Origin of the sequence: Phycicoccus sp. HDW14 (genome assembly GCF_011383005.1) — a bacterium.
In the GTDB taxonomy this organism is placed as follows: Bacteria; Actinomycetota; Actinomycetes; order Actinomycetales; family Dermatophilaceae; genus Phycicoccus.
This window is the reverse complement of sequence record NZ_CP049935.1, coordinates 2,215,140-2,234,364: the sequence shown is the minus strand read 5'-3', so window position 1 is coordinate 2,234,364 and position 19,225 is coordinate 2,215,140. Positions and strand designations below refer to the sequence as shown.

At 73.3% G+C, this 19,225-nt stretch carries 23 protein-coding genes and 1 pseudogene; 8 read left to right on the top strand and 16 right to left on the bottom strand.

The features are described from left to right. Positions 1–2 precede the first annotated feature (2 nt). Positions 3–509, top strand: coding sequence for a DUF2306 domain-containing protein (locus G7075_RS10935; RefSeq protein WP_166121765.1), 507 nt, complete (start codon positions 3–5; stop codon positions 507–509). On the opposite strand, the gene G7075_RS10930 is transcribed toward G7075_RS10935, so the two are convergent. Genes G7075_RS10930 through G7075_RS10915 form a run of 4 tightly spaced genes read right to left on the bottom strand, consistent with a single transcriptional unit; the run spans position 506 to position 4,449 of the window. Continuing rightward, complete coding sequence (locus G7075_RS10930; protein WP_166121763.1) at positions 506–1,576, bottom strand: ABC transporter ATP-binding protein; 1,071 nt, start codon at positions 1,574–1,576, stop codon at positions 506–508. The two genes, G7075_RS10935 and G7075_RS10930, sit on opposite strands and share 4 nt — an antisense overlap. Further along, positions 1,573–2,424 carry an ABC transporter permease gene (locus G7075_RS10925; protein ID WP_166121761.1) on the bottom strand — a complete coding sequence of 284 codons (852 nt, stop codon included), beginning with the start codon at positions 2,422–2,424 and terminating at the stop codon, positions 1,573–1,575. Before G7075_RS10925 ends, G7075_RS10930 begins: the two co-directional genes overlap by 4 nt. Next, complete coding sequence (locus tag G7075_RS10920; RefSeq protein ID WP_240917547.1) at positions 2,421–3,314, bottom strand: ABC transporter permease subunit; 894 nt, start codon at positions 3,312–3,314, stop codon at positions 2,421–2,423. Before G7075_RS10920 ends, G7075_RS10925 begins: the two co-directional genes overlap by 4 nt. Then, the gene (locus tag G7075_RS10915) at positions 3,307–4,449 is read right to left on the bottom strand and encodes an ABC transporter substrate-binding protein (protein ID WP_166121759.1); all 1,143 of its coding nucleotides are present in this window, start codon (positions 4,447–4,449) and stop codon (positions 3,307–3,309) included. The genes G7075_RS10920 and G7075_RS10915 overlap by 8 nt, the downstream gene beginning before the upstream one ends. Positions 4,450–4,597: 148 nt before the next feature. Here G7075_RS10915 and G7075_RS10910 point away from each other — a divergent pair, with 148 nt between their 5' ends. From G7075_RS10910 to G7075_RS10900, 3 genes are all read left to right on the top strand, one after another. Further along, complete coding sequence (locus G7075_RS10910; protein WP_166121757.1) at positions 4,598–6,022, top strand: NAD(P)H-quinone dehydrogenase; 1,425 nt, start codon at positions 4,598–4,600, stop codon at positions 6,020–6,022. Positions 6,023–6,111: 89 nt separating this feature from the next. Beyond that, positions 6,112–6,390 carry an antitoxin gene (locus G7075_RS10905; RefSeq protein WP_166121755.1) on the top strand — a complete coding sequence of 93 codons (279 nt, stop codon included), beginning with the start codon at positions 6,112–6,114 and terminating at the stop codon, positions 6,388–6,390. Beyond that, positions 6,387–6,617, top strand: coding sequence for a hypothetical protein (locus G7075_RS10900; RefSeq protein ID WP_166121753.1), 231 nt, complete (start codon positions 6,387–6,389; stop codon positions 6,615–6,617). The genes G7075_RS10905 and G7075_RS10900 overlap by 4 nt, the downstream gene beginning before the upstream one ends. Before the next feature lie 91 nt (positions 6,618–6,708). Here G7075_RS10900 and G7075_RS10895 read toward each other — a convergent pair whose 3' ends face one another. After that, positions 6,709–8,502 (bottom strand): biotin carboxylase N-terminal domain-containing protein, encoded by a 1,794-nt coding sequence (locus G7075_RS10895; protein WP_166121751.1) that lies wholly within the window; start codon positions 8,500–8,502, stop codon positions 6,709–6,711. 56 nt (positions 8,503–8,558) lie between these two features. After that, complete coding sequence (locus G7075_RS10890) at positions 8,559–9,044, bottom strand: MarR family winged helix-turn-helix transcriptional regulator (protein ID WP_166121749.1); 486 nt, start codon at positions 9,042–9,044, stop codon at positions 8,559–8,561. 57 nt (positions 9,045–9,101) lie between these two features. Here G7075_RS10890 and G7075_RS10885 point away from each other — a divergent pair, with 57 nt between their 5' ends. The 4 genes and pseudogenes from G7075_RS10885 to G7075_RS20310 all read left to right on the top strand — a co-directional run bounded on the left by G7075_RS10885 (position 9,102) and on the right by G7075_RS20310 (position 11,968). Next, positions 9,102–10,034: a DMT family transporter gene (locus tag G7075_RS10885; protein WP_240917546.1), complete on the top strand. Its 933-nt coding sequence runs from the start codon at positions 9,102–9,104 to the stop codon at positions 10,032–10,034. A gap of 170 nt (positions 10,035–10,204) precedes the next feature. Next, positions 10,205–10,687: pseudogene (locus tag G7075_RS22765) on the top strand (DUF2157 domain-containing protein); the annotation flags it as partial. A gap of 59 nt (positions 10,688–10,746) precedes the next feature. Continuing rightward, the gene (locus G7075_RS20315) at positions 10,747–11,475 is read left to right on the top strand and encodes a hypothetical protein (protein ID WP_205860478.1); all 729 of its coding nucleotides are present in this window, start codon (positions 10,747–10,749) and stop codon (positions 11,473–11,475) included. After that, on the top strand, positions 11,414–11,968 hold the full coding sequence (locus G7075_RS20310) for a GDYXXLXY domain-containing protein (protein ID WP_256378021.1): 555 nt from the start codon (positions 11,414–11,416) through the stop codon (positions 11,966–11,968). The genes G7075_RS20315 and G7075_RS20310 overlap by 62 nt, the downstream gene beginning before the upstream one ends. An 82-nt stretch (positions 11,969–12,050) precedes the next feature. Here the strand turns inward: G7075_RS20310 and G7075_RS10870 are convergent, their stop codons facing one another. From G7075_RS10870 to G7075_RS10825, 10 genes are read right to left on the bottom strand one after another with little or no spacing between them, the layout of a single operon-like run. Continuing rightward, complete coding sequence (locus tag G7075_RS10870) at positions 12,051–13,037, bottom strand: ABC transporter substrate-binding protein (RefSeq protein ID WP_166121745.1); 987 nt, start codon at positions 13,035–13,037, stop codon at positions 12,051–12,053. A gap of 56 nt (positions 13,038–13,093) precedes the next feature. Further along, positions 13,094–13,984 (bottom strand): ABC transporter permease, encoded by an 891-nt coding sequence (locus tag G7075_RS10865; RefSeq protein ID WP_205860477.1) that lies wholly within the window; start codon positions 13,982–13,984, stop codon positions 13,094–13,096. Then, complete coding sequence (locus G7075_RS10860; RefSeq protein WP_166121740.1) at positions 13,948–14,127, bottom strand: hypothetical protein; 180 nt, start codon at positions 14,125–14,127, stop codon at positions 13,948–13,950. Before G7075_RS10860 ends, G7075_RS10865 begins: the two co-directional genes overlap by 37 nt. Beyond that, complete coding sequence (locus tag G7075_RS10855; protein WP_166121738.1) at positions 14,124–14,888, bottom strand: ATP-binding cassette domain-containing protein; 765 nt, start codon at positions 14,886–14,888, stop codon at positions 14,124–14,126. The genes G7075_RS10860 and G7075_RS10855 overlap by 4 nt, the downstream gene beginning before the upstream one ends. Continuing rightward, a complete protein-coding gene (locus tag G7075_RS10850) occupies positions 14,885–15,217 on the bottom strand; it encodes a hypothetical protein (RefSeq protein ID WP_166121736.1) in 333 nt (110 codons plus the stop codon). The genes G7075_RS10855 and G7075_RS10850 overlap by 4 nt, the downstream gene beginning before the upstream one ends. Then, positions 15,184–15,450, bottom strand: coding sequence for a hypothetical protein (locus G7075_RS10845; protein WP_166117780.1), 267 nt, complete (start codon positions 15,448–15,450; stop codon positions 15,184–15,186). Before G7075_RS10845 ends, G7075_RS10850 begins: the two co-directional genes overlap by 34 nt. After that, positions 15,423–15,785: a hypothetical protein gene (locus G7075_RS10840; RefSeq protein WP_166121734.1), complete on the bottom strand. Its 363-nt coding sequence runs from the start codon at positions 15,783–15,785 to the stop codon at positions 15,423–15,425. Before G7075_RS10840 ends, G7075_RS10845 begins: the two co-directional genes overlap by 28 nt. After that, complete coding sequence (locus G7075_RS10835; RefSeq protein ID WP_166121732.1) at positions 15,782–17,194, bottom strand: FGGY family carbohydrate kinase; 1,413 nt, start codon at positions 17,192–17,194, stop codon at positions 15,782–15,784. The genes G7075_RS10840 and G7075_RS10835 overlap by 4 nt, the downstream gene beginning before the upstream one ends. After that, positions 17,191–18,198, bottom strand: coding sequence for a LacI family DNA-binding transcriptional regulator (locus G7075_RS10830; RefSeq protein ID WP_166121730.1), 1,008 nt, complete (start codon positions 18,196–18,198; stop codon positions 17,191–17,193). The genes G7075_RS10835 and G7075_RS10830 overlap by 4 nt, the downstream gene beginning before the upstream one ends. After that, positions 18,195–19,136 carry a 1-phosphofructokinase family hexose kinase gene (locus G7075_RS10825; protein WP_240918040.1) on the bottom strand — a complete coding sequence of 314 codons (942 nt, stop codon included), beginning with the start codon at positions 19,134–19,136 and terminating at the stop codon, positions 18,195–18,197. Before G7075_RS10825 ends, G7075_RS10830 begins: the two co-directional genes overlap by 4 nt. Between the last annotated feature and the right edge of the window lie 89 nt (positions 19,137–19,225).

Below are 19,225 nucleotides of genomic sequence, written 5' to 3'. Positions count from 1 at the left end.
CCGTGCACGCCTGGACCCTCCTCCTCGTCTCCCACGTCACCGCGGCCGTCGTCTCGGTCGGCCTCGGTGTCGTCCAGCTGTCACGCCGCAAGGGCGACACCAGGCACCGCCTGCTCGGCCGGGTCTGGGTCGTCCTCATGCTGTGGACCGCGGTGTCCTCGTTCTGGATCCGCCACCTGCGCGACGGCGCCTTCAGCTGGCTGCACATCCTCAGCCTCGTCACGCTCGTCACGGTGACCCTCGGGCTGCTGGCCATCCGGCGCGGCGACGTCCGCGGGCACCGCGGCAACATGGTGGGCAGCTGGCTGGGGTCGGTCGTCGCGATGGTCTTCGCCGTCGCCCTGCCCTCGCGGATGATCCCCACCTTCGCCGTCGACGAGCGACTCGGGGCCGCCACGGCCCTGGCCACGCTCGCCGCGGCCACCGCCGTGCTCGTGGTCGTCGGCGACCGGCTGGCCCGTCGCGGTGTCGCGGCGGACGCTCCCGGGCAGCCGGCCCGGTCGGCCTAGTCGGCCGAGACGGCGAGGGCCGCGTCGCCGCGGGGGCCGAGGACCACCGCGTCGCCCGGCCGGTACCGCGTGACGTCGGTGTTCGGCACCTGCACGGTGACCAGCTCGTCGTCGGTGGTGCGGGCGATGACGCGTCCGTGCCCGCCGAGGAAGCTCGCGCTGACGACGCTCGCCGACCCGGCGGCCGACGCGCCCTCGGCCGGCGCGACCGTGACCCCCTCCGGGCGCACGAGCACGACGACGTCGGGGCCGGTGGCCGAGCCCTCGAGCAGCGGGATGCTTCCGCCCAGCACCTGGGCCCGGCCGCCCTCGACCCGCGCGCGCAGCCGGTTGGTCAGCCCGACGAAGTCGGCGACGAACGGGGTGCGCGGGGAGGTGTAGAGCTCGGCCGGTGCGGCGACCTGCTCGAGCCGGCCGGTCGACATGACCCCGACCCGGTCGGCGACGGCGAGCGCCTCCTCCTGGTCGTGCGTGACGAACAGCGTCGTCGTGCCGACCTCGAGCTGGATGCGCCGGATCTCGTCGCGCAGCTGGGTGCGCACCTTCGCGTCGAGCGCCGAGAGCGGCTCGTCGAGGAGCAGCACCTGCGGCTCGATGGCCAGCGCGCGCGCCAGGGCCACCCGCTGCTGCTGGCCGCCGGACATCTGGTGGGCGTACTTGTCGGCGTGCTTCCCCAGCCCGACGAGGTCGAGCATCTCGGCGGCCCGGGCCCGGCGCGCCGAGCGGTCGCGACCCCGCAGCTCGAGGCCGAACTCGACGTTCTGGCGGGCCGTCATGTGCGGGAAGAGGCTGTAGGCCTGGAAGACCATCCCCATGTCGCGCTTGTTCGTCGGGATGCGGGTGACGTCGCGGCCGCCGACCTCGATGGTGCCGGAGTCGGGGTCCTCGAGCCCGGCGAGGCAGCGCAGGGCGGTGGTCTTGCCGCAGCCGGACGGCCCGAGCAGCGCGACGAGCTCGCCGGGCTCGAGGTGCAGCGTCAGCCCGTCGAGCGCGGCGACGCCTCCGTAGACGCGGCGCAGGTCGGTCAGCTGGACGGGCGTGCCCTGCGCGGTGGCGGTGGCGCTCATGCGGACGGCTCCTTGCGGCGGCGGAGGCGGGAGAAGGGGGAGGTGCCGGCCCGAGCGCTGCCGACGAAGGACATCGCGAAGAGCACGACGAAGCCGAACACGAGGGCGGCGAGGCCGACGGCGACGGAGATCTTCGCGTCGGACTTGCCGAGCTCGTACATCGCGACCTGGAGGTTCTTCTTGGAGAACAGGTTCGCGATGGTGAACTCCCCGAGCACGAGCGCGACGGAGAGGAACGAGGCGGACAGGACGGCGGTGCGCAGGTTGGGCAGGATGACCCGCCACATCACCGTGAACCAGCTCGCCCCGAGGGAGCGGGCGGCCTCGGAGAGGGTGCGCACGTCGATGGCGCGCAGGCCGGCGTCGAGCGAGCGGTACGCGTACGGCAGCACGAGGATGACGTAGGCCAGCGCCAGGGTGAGCGTCGAGGAGCCGAGGAAGTAGTAGACCCACGCGTAGACCGGTGTGAGGCCGACGACGAGGACGATGGCCGGCACGGTGAGCGGCAGGAGGCAGATGAACTCGACGGTGCGCGAGAGCCCCGGCAGCCGCAGCCGCACCCACGTCATCGTCGGCACGAGGAGCAGGAGCATGACGACCGGGGTGATGACCGCGAGCCCGACCGAGGCGAGGAACCCCTCGCGCAGCGCCGGGTAGTCGACGGAGATGGTGCTGACGTCGGCGAGCGTGCGCCACGTCGCGAGGGTGCGTCCCTGGCCGCCCGGCCCCTGCGTCGTGAAGTCGAGCATGCCGAGCAGCGGGAGGACGAAGAACAGGAACACGACGACGAGGACGACCCACCGCAGCAGGGTCTGCTTGCGCCGGAACCGGGCCCGCTGGCCGCTCATCGCTGCATCCAGCGGCTCGCGCGCTTGTCGAGCCAGGCGTACACGGCCATGACGACGGCGACGACGGCGACCATCGCCAGGGCCATCGCCTTGCCGAGGTTCTCCTGCCCGAGGATGACCTCGGAGGTGAAGGTGCTGCCGATCTGCAGCGGGATGAGCGGGGAGCCCTGCGAGACGAGGGCCTTGGCCGTCGCGTACGCGGAGAAGGCGTTCGTGAAGAGCAGCAGGGTGGCGCCGACGAAGGACGGGAAGAGGATGGGCGCCGCGACCCGGCGCCAGTAGGTCCACGTCGTGCCGCCGAGGGTCTCGGTGGCCTCGCGCCACTGCGGGCGCAGCCCCTCGACGGCGGGCAGGAAGACGATGAGCATCAGCGGGATCTGGAAGTACAGGTACACGAGCATCAGCCCGCTGTCCCACTCGTAGAGCCAGAACCCGGTCCCCGTGCTGACGCCGACCTTGCCGAGCAGGACGGTCAGCAGGCCGGTGCCGCCGAACGAGGCGATGAACGCGAAGGCCAGGGCGACACCGCCGAACTGGGCCAGCACGCCGCAGAGGGAGGTGAAGAACCGCTTGGTGACCGACCCGTCCCGCGCGGTGCTGACGGCGTAGGCGAGCAGCCCACCGATGGCCGCGCCGCCGACCGAGGTCACCGCCGACAGCACGAGCGACTGCACGATCCCCCGGACGACCGAGGGCGAGGACAGCCCGTCGAGGTTGCCGAGGGTGAACCGGTTGTCACCGTCGAGGAAGGCGCCGATGACGACGACGAGCGTCGGGATCAGCAGGAAGACGGTGGTGTAGGCGAAGAACGGCACGACCCCCGCGAGGGCGCCGGACGGCCGCAGCCGTCGCAGCGCCCCCGCGGGGCGGGCCGTCGCCGACTCAGCCAACCGCGTTGGCCCAGTTGTCGGCGAGGTACTTCTTGCCGCTGTCGGAGTCGGCCTGGGTCGGGACGACCGGGGTGCCCTCGACGGCCGGCAGCGCGGCGGCCGCCGTCTCGTCGAGCGTGCCGGCGGTCTTCATCGCGTCGAAGCGGACCGGACGGGCGCCGCCCTTGAGCCAGAGGTTCTGGCCGTCGTCGCTGTAGAGGAACTCCTGCCACAGCCGCGCGGCGGCCGGGTGCGGGGCGTCGGCGTTGATCGCCTGGTAGTAGTAGCCCGCGACGACGGCCTCCTTCGGCACGAAGACCTTCCACGTCGGGAGCTTCGCCGAGTACGCGGCGTTGAGGTAGTCCCAGTCGATGACGAGCGGGGTCTGGCCCGACTCGACGGTCGCGGCGGTCGGGTCGACGGGCAGGAAGTTGCCCGCGCTCTTCAGCTGCTTGAAGAAGTCGACGCCCTTGGTGAGGTCACCGGCGGTGCCGCCCTCGGAGATCGAGACCATCTGGACGCCGGCGAAGGCGGCCCCGGCCTCGGTGGGGTTGCCGTTGAGGGCGACCTTGCCCTTGTAGTCGGCCTTGAGGAGGTCCTTGACGCTCGTGGGCGCCGGCACCTTGGCCGAGTCGTAGCCGATGCTCATGTAGCCGCCGTAGTCGTTGACCCACGCACCGTCGGCGTCCTTGAAGTCGGCCGGGATGTCGTTGAAGGTCGCGACCTTGTACTTGGCGTACATGTCGGTGTTGGCGAGCGCGACCGCGGCACCGAGGTCGAAGACGTCGGGGGCGCCGGACTGGCCCTTGAGCCGCTTCGCGGTGGCGATCTCGTCGGCGCTGCTGGCGTCGGGCTGGTCGCTCGTCACCTTGATCTCGGGGTACTTCGCCTGGAAGGCCTTGATGACCTCGCCGTAGTTCGCCCAGTCCGGCGGGAGGGCGATCACGTTGAGCTCGCCCTCCTTCTTGGCCGCCGCGACGAGCGCGTCCATGCCGCCGAGCTCCTCGGCGCTCGTGGCCGTCTTGGCCGACGAGCCACCGCTCGACGACGAGTCGCCGGAGCCCTCGTCGGTGGGCGGGGAACAGGCGACGAGCGCGAGAGCGGTCAGGCCGGCGGCGGCGAGCACACCGGCCCGGCTGCCGAGGGGACGGAACATGTGGACCTCCTCGAGGGGGACGGCGAGAGCCGGGGACCGACAGCGGTCCCGGTCGCACTCTAGGGTCGGGACCAGTGGTTCGGAAAGGGACCTTTGCCACATCGTCACCCCGGGTGGCCCGATCGTGACCTGCGACGAGGGTGGTTGGATGGGGGCCGTGAACGCGCGGTCGAGCAGAGTCGTCATCCTCGGCGGGGGCCCCGGCGGGTACGAGGCGGCCCTCGTCGGCGCCCACCTCGGGGCCGAGGTCACCGTCGTCGAGCGCACCGGCATCGGCGGCGCCGCCGTGCTCACCGACTGCGTCCCGAGCAAGGCCCTCATCTCGACCGCCGACTACATGAGCGATTTCGAGACGGCGGCCGACCTCGGCGTCCACCTCGAGGACCTCGAGGGCGACGAGGTGTCCGACGCCGTCGCCGACCTGCCCGAGGTCAACCGCCGCGTGCTGACCCTGGCCCGGGCGCAGAGCGCCGACATCCGGGCCCGGCTGCTCGAGGTCGGGGTCCGGGTCGTCGAGGGCGACGGGTCGCTCGTGTCGCCGACCGCCGTGCGGGTCGCCTCCGGGGTCGCCTCCGACGCCGCCACCGAGGAGCTCGAGGCCGACGTCGTGCTCGTCGCCACCGGTGCCTCACCGCGGGTGATGGACACCGCCGTGCCGGACGGCGAGCGCATCCTCACCTGGCAGCAGATCTACGACCTGCGCGAGCTGCCGCAGCGGCTCGTCGTCGTCGGGTCCGGTGTCACCGGCGCCGAGCTCGCCCAGGCCTACCTCGGGCTGGGGTCCGAGGTCGTCCTCGTGTCCTCGCGCGACCGGGTGCTGCCCGGTGAGGACCCGGACGCCGCCGCCGTCATCGAGGACGTGTTCCGCAAGCGCGGGATGGAGGTGCTCGGGCGCTCGCGGATGGCGGCGGTCGAGCGCACCGCCGACGGCGTGGTCGTCCGGCTCGAGGACGGGCGCGAGGTCACCGGGACGCACGCGCTGCTGGCCGTCGGGTCGGTGCCGCTGACCCGGGGCATCGGGCTCGAGGAGGTCGGGGTCGACCTTCTGCCCTCGGGCCACGTCGCCGTCGACCGGGTGTCGCGCACGTCGGTGCGAGGGGTCTACGCAGCCGGGGACTGCACCGGCGTCCTGCCGCTCGCCTCCGTCGCGGCGATGCAGGGGCGCATCGCGATGTCGCACGCGCTCGGTGACGCCGTGGCCCCGCTCAACCTCGGGGTCGTGTCGGCGAACATCTTCACCGACCCCGAGATCGCCACGGTCGGCATCACCCAGAAGGACGTCGACGACGCGAAGGTCGACGCCGAGGTGCTCATGCTGCCGCTGGCCCGCAACCCCCGCGCCAAGATGCTCGGCATCACCGACGGCTTCGTGAAGCTGTTCGCGCAGAAGGGGTCCGGCGCCGTCGTCGGGGGAGTGGTCGTCGCGCCGCGGGCCTCCGAGCTGATCTTCCCGGTGACCCTCGCCGTGCAGCACCGGCTCAACGTCGACCAGGTCGCCTCGACCTTCACGGTGTACCCGTCGCTGTCGGGGTCGATCGCCGAGGCGGCGCGCCGGCTGCACCCCATCGCCTGACGCCATCGCCTGACACCTCCGCCGCCGTCGGGAACTCCGCGCGGGCAGGATGGGTTGTCCCCGTGAGAGCCCATCCCGAGGAGGACGACATGGCCAAGGTCCGCGCGGCCGCGCTCATCGCCGCCGTCACGAAGGTCAAGGACTACGCCCGCGACAACCCGCAGAAGGCCGACGAGGCGATCGGGAGGGTCGAGGGCTTCGTGCGCTCCAAGGCCGGTCCGCAGCACGCCGACAAGGTCGGGAAGGGCGGCCAGGCCCTGCGCAAGGGCCTCGGCCTGCCGCCCACCGGGTCCGGCGGGGTCGTGGGGGGCCCAGGTGGTGGCCAGGTGCCGCCGCCCCCGCCGCCCTCCCAGGGTTCCCGGGCGTGAGCGCCGTGTCGACCGGGACCGGCCCCGACCTGCCGCAGCCGCCCGACGAGGACCTTCCCGCCTCGCCCGAGGCGCCCGACCCCGTCGACCCGGACGCGCCCGACACCCTCGACCCCGACCCGGTCGAGCCGTGGCACCCGCACGACCCGGCCGACCCCTCGCCGGTCGCGCCCAACCCGGCGCCCGGCACCGGGGACGACCCGCAGCCCCGCCGCGACCTCACCTGAGGCCTCAACCCGTCGAAAGTACAGAACACGCCGTGTGAGCAGGTGCTCGCACGGCGTGTTCTGTACCTTCGACGGGGTCGAGGGGGGCGCGTCAGCCCTCCGCGGGGGCCTCGGCGTCCTTGATCTCGCAGAGGACGGCGCCGTTGCTCACGGTGGCGCCGACCTCGGCCGTCAGGCCCGTGACGACACCGGCCTTGTGCGCGGTGATCGGCTGCTCCATCTTCATGGCCTCGAGGACGACGACCTGGTCGCCGGCGGCCACGGTGGCCCCCTCCTCGACGCTGACCTTGACGATCGTGCCCTGCATCGGGGCGGTGAGGGAGTCGCCCGAGGCGGCTGCACCACCGGCGCCGCCACCCGAGCGGCGGGGAGCCTTCTTCTTGACGGTCGAGCCGCCGCCACCCCCACCGAAGGAGAGGCCCCCGGGAACGGAGACCTCCAGGCGCTTGCCACCGACCTCCACGACGACGGTCTGACGCTCCTCGGCCTCGGGGGCGTCGCCCGACGGGCCCGCGTAGGCCTCGATGTCGTTGTCGAACTCGGTCTCGATCCAGCGGGTGTGGACCGAGAACGTCGAGTCGGGGTCGGCCGGGGCGAACGCGGCGTCGGCGACGACCTTGCGGTGGAAGGGGACGACGGTGGGCATTCCCTCGATGACGAGCTCGGCGAGGGCGCGGCGCGCGCGCTCGAGCGCCTGCTGGCGCGTGCGGCCGGTGACGACGAGCTTGGCGATCATCGAGTCGAACGCCCCGGCGACGGTGTCGCCCTCGACCATGCCGGAGTCCCAGCGGACGCCGGGACCCTGCGGCACGACGAGGCGGCTGACGGTGCCCGGCGCCGGGAGGAAGCCGCGGCCGGCGTCCTCACCGTTGATGCGGAACTCGATGGAGTGCGCGTGCGGCTCGGGGTCCGGGTAGTCGAGGGTCTCGCCGTTCGCGATGCGGAACTGCTCGCGGACGAGGTCGATGCCGGTGACCTCCTCGGAGACCGGGTGCTCGACCTGGAGGCGGGTGTTGACCTCGAGGAAGCTGATGTCGCCCTGCGGCCCGACGAGGAACTCGCAGGTGCCGGCGCCGACGTAGCCGGCCCGGCGGAGGATCTCCTTGGACGCCCGGAGCAGCTCGGTGTGCTGCTCGTCGGTGATGAAGGGCGCGGGCGCCTCCTCGACGAGCTTCTGGTTGCGGCGCTGGAGCGAGCAGTCGCGCGTGGAGACGACGACGACGTTGCCGTGCTGGTCGGCGAGGCACTGGGTCTCGACGTGGCGCGGGTGGTCGAGGAAGCGCTCGACGAAGCACTCGCCGCGGCCGAAGGCGGTGACCGCCTCGCGGACGGCGGAGTCGAACAGCTCGGGGATCTCCTCGAGCGTGCGGGCGACCTTGAGGCCGCGACCGCCGCCGCCGTACGCGGCCTTGATGGCCACGGGCAGGCCGTGCTCCTTCGCGAACGCGACGACCTCGTCGGGGCCCTCGACGGGGTCCTTCGTGCCGGGCACGAGCGGGGCCTCGGCGGCCAGCGCGATGTGTCGCGCCTTGACCTTGTCGCCGAGCGAGTCGATGGCCTCGGGTCCCGGGCCGATCCAGACCAGGCCCGCGTCGATGACCTTCTGCGCGAAGCCGGCGTTCTCGGCGAGGAAGCCGTAGCCCGGGTGGACGGCGTCCGCTCCGGCGGCGTGGGCGACCTCGATGAGCTTGTCCTGCAAGAGGTAGGACTCACCGGGGGTCGAGCCGCCGAGGGCGTGCGCCTCGTCCGCGACCTTGACGTGGAGGGCGTCGCGGTCGGGGTCGGCGTACACGGCGACGGACGTGATGCCCGAGTCCTTGCAGGCACGGGCGATGCGAACGGCGATCTCGCCGCGGTTCGCGATGAGGACCTTGCTGATCGGCATGGTTCGACCCTATCGGTCCCGTCGAGCGGTCACCTCGCGCCGGGGCGAGTCCTCGCTCACACCCCGAGCGACTCGGCGAGCCGGCCGAGCAGCCGGGCGAGGGCGTCGCGGTCGCGGGCGGGGAGGGCGGCGAGCAGGCGGGCCTCGTTGGCGGTGTGCGCGGTCATGGCGTCGTCGATGAGGTCCCGCCCGGCGGGCGTCAGGGTGACGGGACGGGACCGGCCGTCGGCGGTGCTCGCCCGGCGCTCGACGAGGCCGCGTTCCTCGAGCCGGTCGAGGCGCTTGCTGACGGCGCCGGAGGTTACCATCGTCCGGTCGGAGAGCTCCCCGGGGGTGAGCGTGAAGGGCGCGCCCTGCCGGCGAAGGGTGGCCAGCACGTCGAACTCGCCCTCCCCGAGGCCGAACTCGGCGTACACGGCGGTCAGCTCGGGGGTCAGCGCGGCGGCGAGCCGGTGGATGCGTCCGATGACGAGCAGCGGGGTGGTGTCGAGGTCGGGGCGCTCGGTGCGCCACTGGTCGTGCACGGTGGCCACGTGGTCCATGGCTGGACTCTATCTTCCACGGAAGGTAATATGCCTTCCGTGGAAGATGGTTCGAGGATGGTCCGCACGGTGCTGCTCACGGCGGTCGCACCGGTGGTGTGGGGGTCGACCGACGCCGTCACCCAGCTCTGGCTGCCGCCGGGACGTCCGATGTTCTCCGCGGCGATGCGCCTGCTGCCCGCCGGCCTGCTCATGCTGCTCTGGTTGCGCGAGCTGCCCCGGGGTCGCTGGTGGGGACGGGCCCTGGTGCTGGGCACCCTCAACCACGCCGTCTTCTTCGGGCTGCTCTACGTGGCGGCCTACCGGCTGCCGAGCGGCCTGGGGGCGACCCTGACCGCCGTCTCCCCGCTCGTCGTCATGGGCGTCGCGTGGTTGGCGCTCGGGGAGCGCCAGCCCCTCGTCACCCTGCTCGCGGCCGTCGTCGGGATCGGCGGGGTCGTGCTCCTCGTCTGGCAGAACGACAACATCGGTCCGGTCGACCCCGTCGGTGTCGCGGCGTCCGTCGGTGCCGTCGTGTCGGCGTCGGTCGGGTTCGTCCTCGTGAAGCGCTGGACCGCGCCCGGGCGGGTCCTCGTCACCACGTCGTGGCAGCTGGTGGTGGGTGGCCTGCTGCTCGTCCCGGTGGCCGCCGTGACCGAGGGCGCCCCACCGGCCCTCGACCTGCCGGCGCTGCTGGCCCTGGCCTACCTCGGGCTGGTCGGGTCGGTCGTCGGCTACGTCGTGTGGTTCCGCGGCCTCACCCGGATGGACGCGGGGGCGGTCGCCGTCGTCGGGCTGCTCAACCCGGTCGTGGGGACGGTCCTCGGGGTGGTGCTGCTCGCCGAGTCGTTCGGGCCGGTGCACCTCGTCGCGATGGTGCTCGTGCTCGGCAGCGTGCTCGTCTCCCAGGCGCCGGTGCGGGCCGCGGTCGCCGCGCGGCTGCGCCCTTCCGCGCCCGCCCGGGCGGTCCCCGCCCCCGACCCGTCGGACGCCGCGCCCTGCCGCACCTGACGATCGTCCGGACTCCGGTGGCAGCGACCAGATCCAGGACACCCGGGCGCTGCACCCGTCACCTCGGGCCGGCGGCGCGCCCGAGTGACCGTGCTCATGGCGCGACGGGTGCGCCGGCGGGACACTGGAAGCGGCCCCGCCAGGGCGCCCTCTCGCACCAGGAGGCCGCGATGTCCGCGCCACCCACCTCCGCCCCGTCCCACTCCGCGCCCGGCAACGGTGACCGTCCGCCGCGCCCCCACACCACGGTCACGCCCGCCCAGCTGGCCTGGCTGGACGCCCAGCTCGCCACGTGGCGGGCAGAGGGCCTCGTCGACGACACGACGACGGCCGCCATCCGGGAGCGTTACGTCGCCCACCGCCGCGTCACCCTGTCCCGCATCGTGCTCACGCTCGGGGCGTTGTTCGTCGGGGTCGGCCTGATCTGGACGGTCGCCGCGAACCTCGACCAGATGTCGCCGCTCGTGCGGTTCGTCGTCGTCACCGTCCTCTGGCTCGGCCTCCTCGTGGTCGCCGAGGTCCTCCAGTCCCGGCGTGAGCGGCTCGGTGACGTCGCGTCACCCGTGGTGGGCGCGGTCCGCCTCCTCGTGGTGGCGGCCTTCGGTGCCGTCGTCTTCCAGGCCGCACAGAGCCTCCAGGTCGCCGCCTACGAGCCTGCGCTCGTGGGGTCTGGGCGCTCGGGGCGCTGCTGTACGCCTACGCGGTCGCCGGGGTGGGGCCGGCCGTCGTCGGCATCGGTCTCGCGGCCTTCTGGCTCGTCTGGCACACCGTCGACGCCTCGTCCGACGTCCTCTCGGTCACGCTCGCCCTCGCCACCGCGGCCCTCGTCGCCGTCGCCGTCGGTGTTCTCCATCGGCGCCTGCCCGCCCGCGCGACCGGTTGGCGGCCCCTCGGCGTCCCGTGGCGTGAGGTCGGCGGCCTGCTCACGCTCGGTGCACTCTTCGGCGCGGCGCTGCCGTTCGCCCAGGAGACCGGCTCCGGCACACCGCTGCTGTGGGTGGCCCTCGGGCTCGCCCTGGTCCTCGGGGTCGTGGCCGTGCTCCGTGGCGAGCGACTCGACCGCCTCGAGGTCGGCCTGTCCGCCCTCGGCCTCGTGCTCGTCGTCCTCCTCGCCCTGTGGCGCGCGTCCGCCGAACCGGGCGTCGCCTCCGACCTCACGCCGGGCGACTGGCTGCGGGCCGTCGTGGCGGTCGTCGTCTACCTCGCGGTCGCCAGCGGCTACGCCGTGCTCGGCGGGGCGCGCGACTCCGACCGGCTCACCTGGGCTGCCACAGCGGCCCTCGTGCTCTTCACGACCACCCAGGCCTTCGCGGTCTTCGCCCCGATCCTCTCCGGAGCGGTCCTGTTCCTCGCGGTGGGGGTGGTGCTCCTCGGCACCGGTGTCCTCGCGGACCGCGGTCGCCGCCGGCTGCTCGCCGAGCAGGGCGGCGGCGCGTCATGACCCCCCGCACGACCCGTGTCGTGGCGGCGGCCGCCGCCCAGCTGGTGCTCGTCGGCGTGGCCGTGTGGGCCCCGCTCTCGGCCCGCCTCACGGGGAGGAGGTCCGGTTGCGGGTGGCGGCCGTCGACCCCGTCGACCCCGGCCGCGGCGCGTACGTCGACCTGTCCTACCCCGACCTGCCCGGCAGCTCCGGCCTCGGCGACGGCCCGTCGGTCGCGGCGGTCGAGGGCGAGCGCGGGACCGCGTACGTCACCCTCACCCGCGAGGGCGCCGTGTGGGTCGGTGGGCCCGTCCGCCGCACGCCTCCGGAGCAGGGCCGCTACCTGCGGTGCGACGACTCCGGCTGGCGGCTGCGGTGCGGCATCGAGAGCCTCTGGCTGCCGCAGGACGAGGCGTCGTCGGTCACCTCGGCGGTGCAGGCCGGTACGGCCGTCGCCACCGTGCGCGTCGACGCGCGGGGGCACGCCGCCCTCGTCGACGTCACGACGGGCTGACCGGCACCGCCCGACCCGGGACGCGGAGCGGGGCCGCCACCGCCCTCACGGCTGGTGGCGACCCCGCGGTCGGGGACCTGCCTCAGCAGGTCGACTTGTAGGCCGCCTGGCCACCCTCACCGGACAGGTTGTCCTTGGTGATGATGGTGAAGCCGGTCTGGATCTTCTTCTCGACGGACTTGCCGGTCAGGGCCGCGACGGCCTGCTCGACACCGTCGGTGCCGATGGTGCCGGGCTGCTGGGCCACGAGGGCCTGGACGGTGCCGTCCTGGAGGGCCTTGATCTGGTTCGGGCCGGCGTCGAAGCCGACGATCGTCAGGTCCTTGGCACCGGCCTGGCGGACACCGGTGGCCGAGCCCTCGGCGGAGAAGAGGTTGGTCGCGAAGATGCCGACGATGTCGGGGTCCTTCTGCAGCGCCGACGAGACGAGGTTCGCCGCGGTCGCCGGGTCGTTGTGGCTGTACTGGACGCCGAGGTAGTTGAACGAGCTGTCGGCCTTCGCCGCGTCCTCGAAGCCCTTGACGCGGGCGTCGACGGTGGAGACACCGGGGTCGGTGGAGATGACGAGCACCTTGCCGCCGCTCGGCTTGGCCGCCTTGATGGCCTCGAAGGCCGCCTTCCCGCCGCCGACGTTGTCCGAGCTGATCTCGGAGACGGCGAACGAGGGGTCGTTGACGGTGGTGTCGACGAGCACGACCTTGATGCCGGCGGCCGCGGCCTGCTGCAGCGGGGCCTGCATGGCCTGGACGTCGGTCGGTGCGACGAGCAGCGCGGCCGGCTTGGACGCGGTGACCGAGTCGACGATCGGCTTCTGGAGGGTCGGGTCGAACTTCTGCGGACCCTGGGTGGTCACCGTGTAGCCGAGCTCCTTGGCCTTGGCCTCGATGCCGCACTGCATGGTGATGTAGAACTCGTCCCCGGCCACGCCCTGGACGAAGGCGATGTTCTTGTTGTCGTTGCCACCGCTGGTACCGGACGACGAGCTGGTCGACGGTGCGCCGGTGGAGCAGGCCGCGAGGGCGAGGGCTGCTCCGAGTCCGGCAGCGGTGAACCTGAGGGTGCTTCGCATGGGTCGTGCCTTTCTGGGTGACTTCGTTGTCGGGTGGTGCAGGGTCGAGAGGACCGTCATCCGCCGCGCACGGCGGCGGCCCGCCGGTGCTGGTCGACGTAGACGGCGGTGATGAGGATCGAGCCGACGGCGACGGTCTGCCAGTACGGGGAGACGCCGACGATGACGAACCCGGACTGGAGGACCGCCGGGATGAAGAGGCCGACCATCGAGCCGAACATCGACCCCTGGCCGCCGAAGATGGACGTGCCGCCGATGACGACCGCCGCGATGACGTTGAGGTTGGTCAGGGACTGGCCGGCGATCGTCGTCGTCCCGTACTGGGCGAGCGAGAGGATGCCGGCGATGCCGGCGAGGAAGCCGGACAGCGCGTAGATCTGGACGAGCTTGCGGTCGACGTTGATGCCGACCCGGCGCGCCGAGGTCTCGTTCGAGCCGATCGCGTAGGTGTAGCGACCGAAACGGGTGCGGTGCAACATGATCCCGCCGATGATGACGATGATCAGCGCGATGATGCTGATGGCCGGGATGCCCGCCAGCCGGCCGTAGCCGATGTTGTCCTGGAGCACCTGCGGGGCCGAGCGGATGTCGAGCCCCCCGGTGGCGATCTGCGCGACGCCGAGGGCGACCGAGAGCGTGCCGAGGGTGACGATGAGCGGCGGGACGTTCGCCTTGGCGACGAGGAACCCGTTGAGGGCGCCCCAGAAGACGCCGACGACGACGGCGAGCCCGAGCCCGACGAGGGCCGTGGACCACCCGTTGTCGCCCATCGACTCCATGACCTTGGCCGAGACGACCGAGGAGACGACGAGGACCGAGCCGACCGAGAGGTCGATGCCCGAGGTGATGATGACGAAGGTCATCCCGACCGCGAGAACGGCCCAGATGGACACGTTCTGCGCGATGTTCGTCAGGTTGCCGGTCGTGAGGAAGGTGCTCGGGGACATGACGCCGAAGACGGCGACGATGACGAGCAGGACCCGAGGATCCACACCGACTGCATGGCCTTGACCCGCTCGGTCAGGCTGCCGTGGTCGGCGCTGGTCTCGATGGTCGACGGCGTCGTGGGGGTGCCGGTCTGGGTGCTCACGCTGCTCCCTCCTTCGGGTCGAGGGCTCCGGTCATGGCGCCCACCAGCTCCTCGATGCTCGTGTCGGCCGCGCGGTACGTGGCCACCCGCCGGCCGAGGCGCAGCACCTGGATGCGGTCGGCGACCTCGAGCACGTGGGGCATCGAGTGTGAGATGAGGACCACCGAGATGCCGCGGTCGCGCACCTTGCGGATGGTGTCGAGGACGTTGCGGGTCTGGATGACGCCCAGTGCGGCGGTGGGCTCGTCGAGGAAGAGGACCTTGTCGGCCCACGCGACGGCGCGGGCGATGGCCACGGTCTGCTTCTGGCCACCGGACATCGAGCCGACCGGCGTCACGACGCTGCGCACCGCCGACCCGAGCTCGGTGAAGGCCTGGGCCGAGCGCTTGCGCATCTGCGGGGTGTCCATGAAGCCGAGGTGTCCGAGCACGCCGGGGCGCATCACCTCGCGGCCGAGGAACATGTTCTGCGCGGCGTCGAGGTGGGGGGCGAGCGCGAGGTCCTGGTGGACGACCTCGATGCCGAGCCGCGAGGCGTCCTGCGGCGTGGCGAAGTGCACCGGCTCGCCCTCGAAGCGGACCTCGCCCGCGTCGACGTCGAGGTTGCCGGTCAGCGCCTTGACGAGCGTCGACTTGCCGGCGCCGTTGTCACCGATGAGCGCGACGACCTCGCCGGCCTCGACGTCGAAGTCGGCCTGGTCGAGCGCCTGCACGCGCCCGAACTTGCGGCTCAGACCCCTGGCCTCGAACCGGGGGCTCATGCCGCCGACTCCCGGTACGAGCGGGCCCGGCCCTCGATGATGGAGCGGTACTCGTCGAGGCGACGGCGCCCGGTGTCGGAGAGGAACGCGACGCGCTCGGCGTGGTCCATCGCGACCGCCTCGCGCCACACGGAGCGGCCGGCGATGAAGCCGCTGGCCCCGCCCTCGTCACAGCTGACCCGCAGCACGTCGGCGAACTCGTCGGAGGAGACGCCGGCCGAGAGGACGGCCCACGGCGCCGAGATGCGCTCGGCGAGACGGCGGCACGCCTCGGGACTGCCGGGGTACTCGAGCTTCAACAGGCTCGGGTTGAGCTGGTCGATGAGCACAGCGGCCTCGATGATGGCGTCGGCGCGGGCCTCGGGGAGAGGGGCTCCTCGCCGGCCAGCGGGAAGATGAGGTTCTCGATGACCGAGGGGATGCCGACCGACGCGCAGTCGGCCACGAGCGCGCGCATCACCTGGACGGCCTCGGCCGTGGTGTCGCGGCCGTCGGCGCCGGGCCGCCGGTCGGCCCGGACCTGGACGAGGAACTTCATCGCGTGGGCGCCGCTGTCGCGCACCCAGGCCGCGTCCTGCGCGGGGTCGAGCGAGACGGTGGGCTCGCCCTCGTGCGTCCCGCGGCTGGACGGCTCGGCGGCGAGCAGCAGGCCGAAGCTCTCGGACGTCTCGGCGGCGTGCGCCCCGGGAGGCCGAAGGTCGGGTCGACGAGGAACGCCGAGGCGCTGCCCGCGAGGGAGGCGATCTTGTCGCGCTTGAAGGCGATGATCTCCTCGTCGGTGGTGTCGGCGCGGCCGACCGCGTCGAGCATGCGGCGCAGGGTGCCGCGCTGGTCCATCGCGAGGACGGCGAAGGTGCCGGCCTCGGTGGCGATGGCGTCGAGTCCGATGGTGGTCATGCGGTTGCCTCCTGGGTGGGCTGCTGGGATACGGGGGCGAGGTGGTCGGTGAACCACTCCGCGGGGGTCGGGGGTCGGGGCCGGCGGTGTCGGCGTGCAGGGCCGCCCAGGCGCCGAACCGGGCGGCGCCCCACGTGCCGGGCTGGTCGACGGCGGAGACCTCGACGACCGGCGCGAGGTCCTGGCGGGCGGCGAGCACCGACCGCATCCGGGTCCAGCCGCCGGCGACCACGAGGCGGTCGACCGGGACGCCGGCCTCGCGCAGGGTGGCGACGAGCTCGCGGCCCCGGGCGGTGCCGCCGTCGATGGCGGCGCGCCACACGTGGGCCGGGGTGTGCGCCTCGGACCCGAGGTGGATGTCGACCGCGTGGTCCTCCATCGCGTACCCGGTGACGGTGACGTCGGCGGTGTCGCCGGGGCGAGGGCGAGGGTGGCGGCGTCGAGGGCCGAGCGGGCCGGGTCGTGCTCGGCGCCGAGGACCTGCTGCACCCGCTTGAGCACCAGCCCGGTGCGTGTGCCGCCGATGAAGCCGGTGGCCCGCGCACGGTGTGCGGGTACACGGAGATGCCGCGCAGGGCGAGGTCGCGGACGACGGCGGGCTCGGGGACGTGCGATGCCGACGCGAGCCAGGCCTCGGCGGTCCCGAAACTGTCGAGGGCCGATCCCGGTGCGCCGCAACCGGTCGCGGCGGCCGCCACGGCGTGGTCGTGCCCGGCGATGGTGAGGACGGCGCCCCGCAGCGCGATGACGGGGTGGTCGTCGCGCACGGTGCCGGCCGGGGTGCCGGCGGCGACGACCTCGGGGAGCAGGTCGGGTCCGACCCCCAGGTGCTCGAGGGCCGGGAGCCACGGACGGTCGGTGTGGACGTCGAGCAGGCCGGTGCGCCCGAGCAGCGACAGCTCGGCGACGCGCCGGCCACCGAGGCGCAGGACGACGAACTCGGGCACCGAGAGCCACTGGAGGCCGCGCAGGTCGAGGCCCTCGTCGCGCAGGTGGAGCAGCTTGAAGAGCGAGGCGACGTGGCTGACGGGCAGGCCGGTGCGCGCCGGGAAGGCGTGCCGGAGGTCGGCGGGCAGGGCCGCCGCCTGCGCCGACCCGCGGGGGTCGTACCAGGCGATGACCGGCGACTGCTCGCGGCCGGCGGCGTCGACGAGGACACCGGCCTCGGCCATCGACGTGAAGCCGACCGAGCGGACGGTGGTGCCCGGGGGCAGGTCGGCGGCGACCCGGCCGAGCAGCACCTCGACGGCCTCGACGACGGACGCCGGGCTGCGGTCGACGCGGCCCTCCCCGGTCTCGCGCCACGCGGTGGCGAGCGAGTGGTCGAGCAGGCGCCTGCCGTCGTCGGCGACGGCGCTGACCTTGGTCACCGTGGTGCCGAGGTCGAACCCGAGGTCGACGGTGCTCACGAGTCGGCCCTCGGGGCCAGCTCGCCCGAGCCGCGGGGCACGAGGAGGGTGGGCAGGACGGTGTCGAGGACCTCGGCAGCGGGGTCCTGGATGCGGCGGGCGAGCAGGTCGAACGCGGTGTCCGCCAGGGCGCTCGGCCGCTGGTCGATGACCGTCGTGGGCGGCGTCATCAGCTCGGCGACGGGGTAGTCGCCGAAGATGACGAGGGCGACGTCCTGACGGTGCAGGCGCTGCTGGGCGCGCAGCACGCCGAGGCCCATCATCGGGCTGGCCGCGAAGACCGCGGTGGGGGCGTCGGCGGTCGCGAGCATCGCGAGGGCGTACGGGTAGGCCTCGTCGGCGGTCCACGCACGGGTCTCGACGAGGCGTGCGTCGACCTCGATGCCGGCCTCGGCCAGGGCCTTCTCGTATCCGGTGTAGCGGTCCTCGAGGGTGTTGAACGCGGAGGTCTTGCCGAGGAAGCCGATGCGCCGGTGGCCCCGGGCGACGAGGTGACGCACCGCGTCGGTGGCCCCCTGCTCGTCGGTGACGCGCACGACGTCCTTGTCGGTGACGCCGCACCGGCGGTCGATGACGACGACGGGGACGTCGTCGGGGAGGGCGGCCGAGACGTGCTCGGGCTCACCGAAGGGTGCGACGACGAGGCCGGCGACACCGCGGCGGGCGAGGCGCTGGATCTGCATCCGCAGACGGGTCTCGTCCATGCCGGTGGAGGCGACGAGGACGTCCATCCCGACGTCCATCGCGCGCGCCTCGATGACCGCGACGACCTGGGCGAAGAACGGGTCGTCGATGGAGTCGACGAGGACGCCGATGGTCGGCAGCTTGCCGCCGCCGAGCCGCTGGGCGGCCGGGTCGGGGTGGTACTGGAGGAGCTCGATCGCGGCGCGCACGCGGTCGACGGTCTCCTTGCGCACGTTGGGCGCCTCGTTGATGACGCGGGAGACGGTCTTGATCGAGAACCCGGACTCGCGGGCGACGTCGTAGATCGTGGGCCGGCTCATGCCGTCACCGCCGCGGGGAGGGCCGCGAGGGCGGGGGCGACGAGCGCCGGGTCGAGCATCCCGCCGACCTCGTGCTGCACGGCCGCGGCGGCGACGGCCATCCCGTACCGGACCGCCTCGACGTCGCCGGCCCCGCCGACGAGCGCGTCGGACGTGCCGGCGAGGAAGGAGTCGCCCGCACCGATGGGGTTGGCGACCGGCACGCGCGCGGCGCCGAGCCACCAGGTGCCGGCAGGGGTGACGAGGGCCGCGCCGTGCGACCCGGCCGTCACGACCGCCCGTCGGGCGCCGCGGGCGTGGAGCTCGCGGGCCGCGTCGACGCAGCGCTCGACGAGGTCGTCTCCGGACTCCTCGACGGCCTCGTCGGTGCGTCCGTGGAGCAGGGCCTCGGCCTCGCCGACGTTGGGGCTCACGAGGTCGGGTCCGGCGGCGAGGGTCGCGGCGAGGACGGCGGGCGCGGCGTCGACGTAGGCCTCGATGCCCCGCTCGTGGGCTGCGGCGACGACCTCGGCGTAGGTGGTGTCGGGCAGGCCGGGCGGGAGGGAGCCGGAGCAGGCGACGGCCGGGGCGGCGTCGAGCTCGGCGCGGACGCGGGGGAGCAGGGCGGAGGGGTCCCAGTCCTCGGGCTCGGGTCCGCGACCGTTGACGACCGTGACGCGGCCCTCCTCCTCGAGGAAGATCATCGCGATGCGCCCCTGGCCGCGGTGCCGCACGGGGACGAAGGCGGTGCCCTCGGCGGCGAGCAGCTGCTCGAGGCGGGGGTCGTCGGCGGGGGAGAGGCCGACGAGCCGCGGGCTGCGACCGAGGGCCCGCAGGCTGCGGCAGACGTTGACCCCCTTGCCGCCGGCGGTCGAGGCCGTGCGGGTCGAGCGGCTCACGGTGCCCGGCGCGAGCGTGGCGAGCCACGTCGTCACGTCGATGCACGTGTTGGGGGTCACGACGAGCAACGGGGGCCTCCTCGCCCTGCGACAGCGCTGTCAACTGCGTCCGACTCTTGTCGGAGAACCTGCTGTCTCGTAAGGTATGG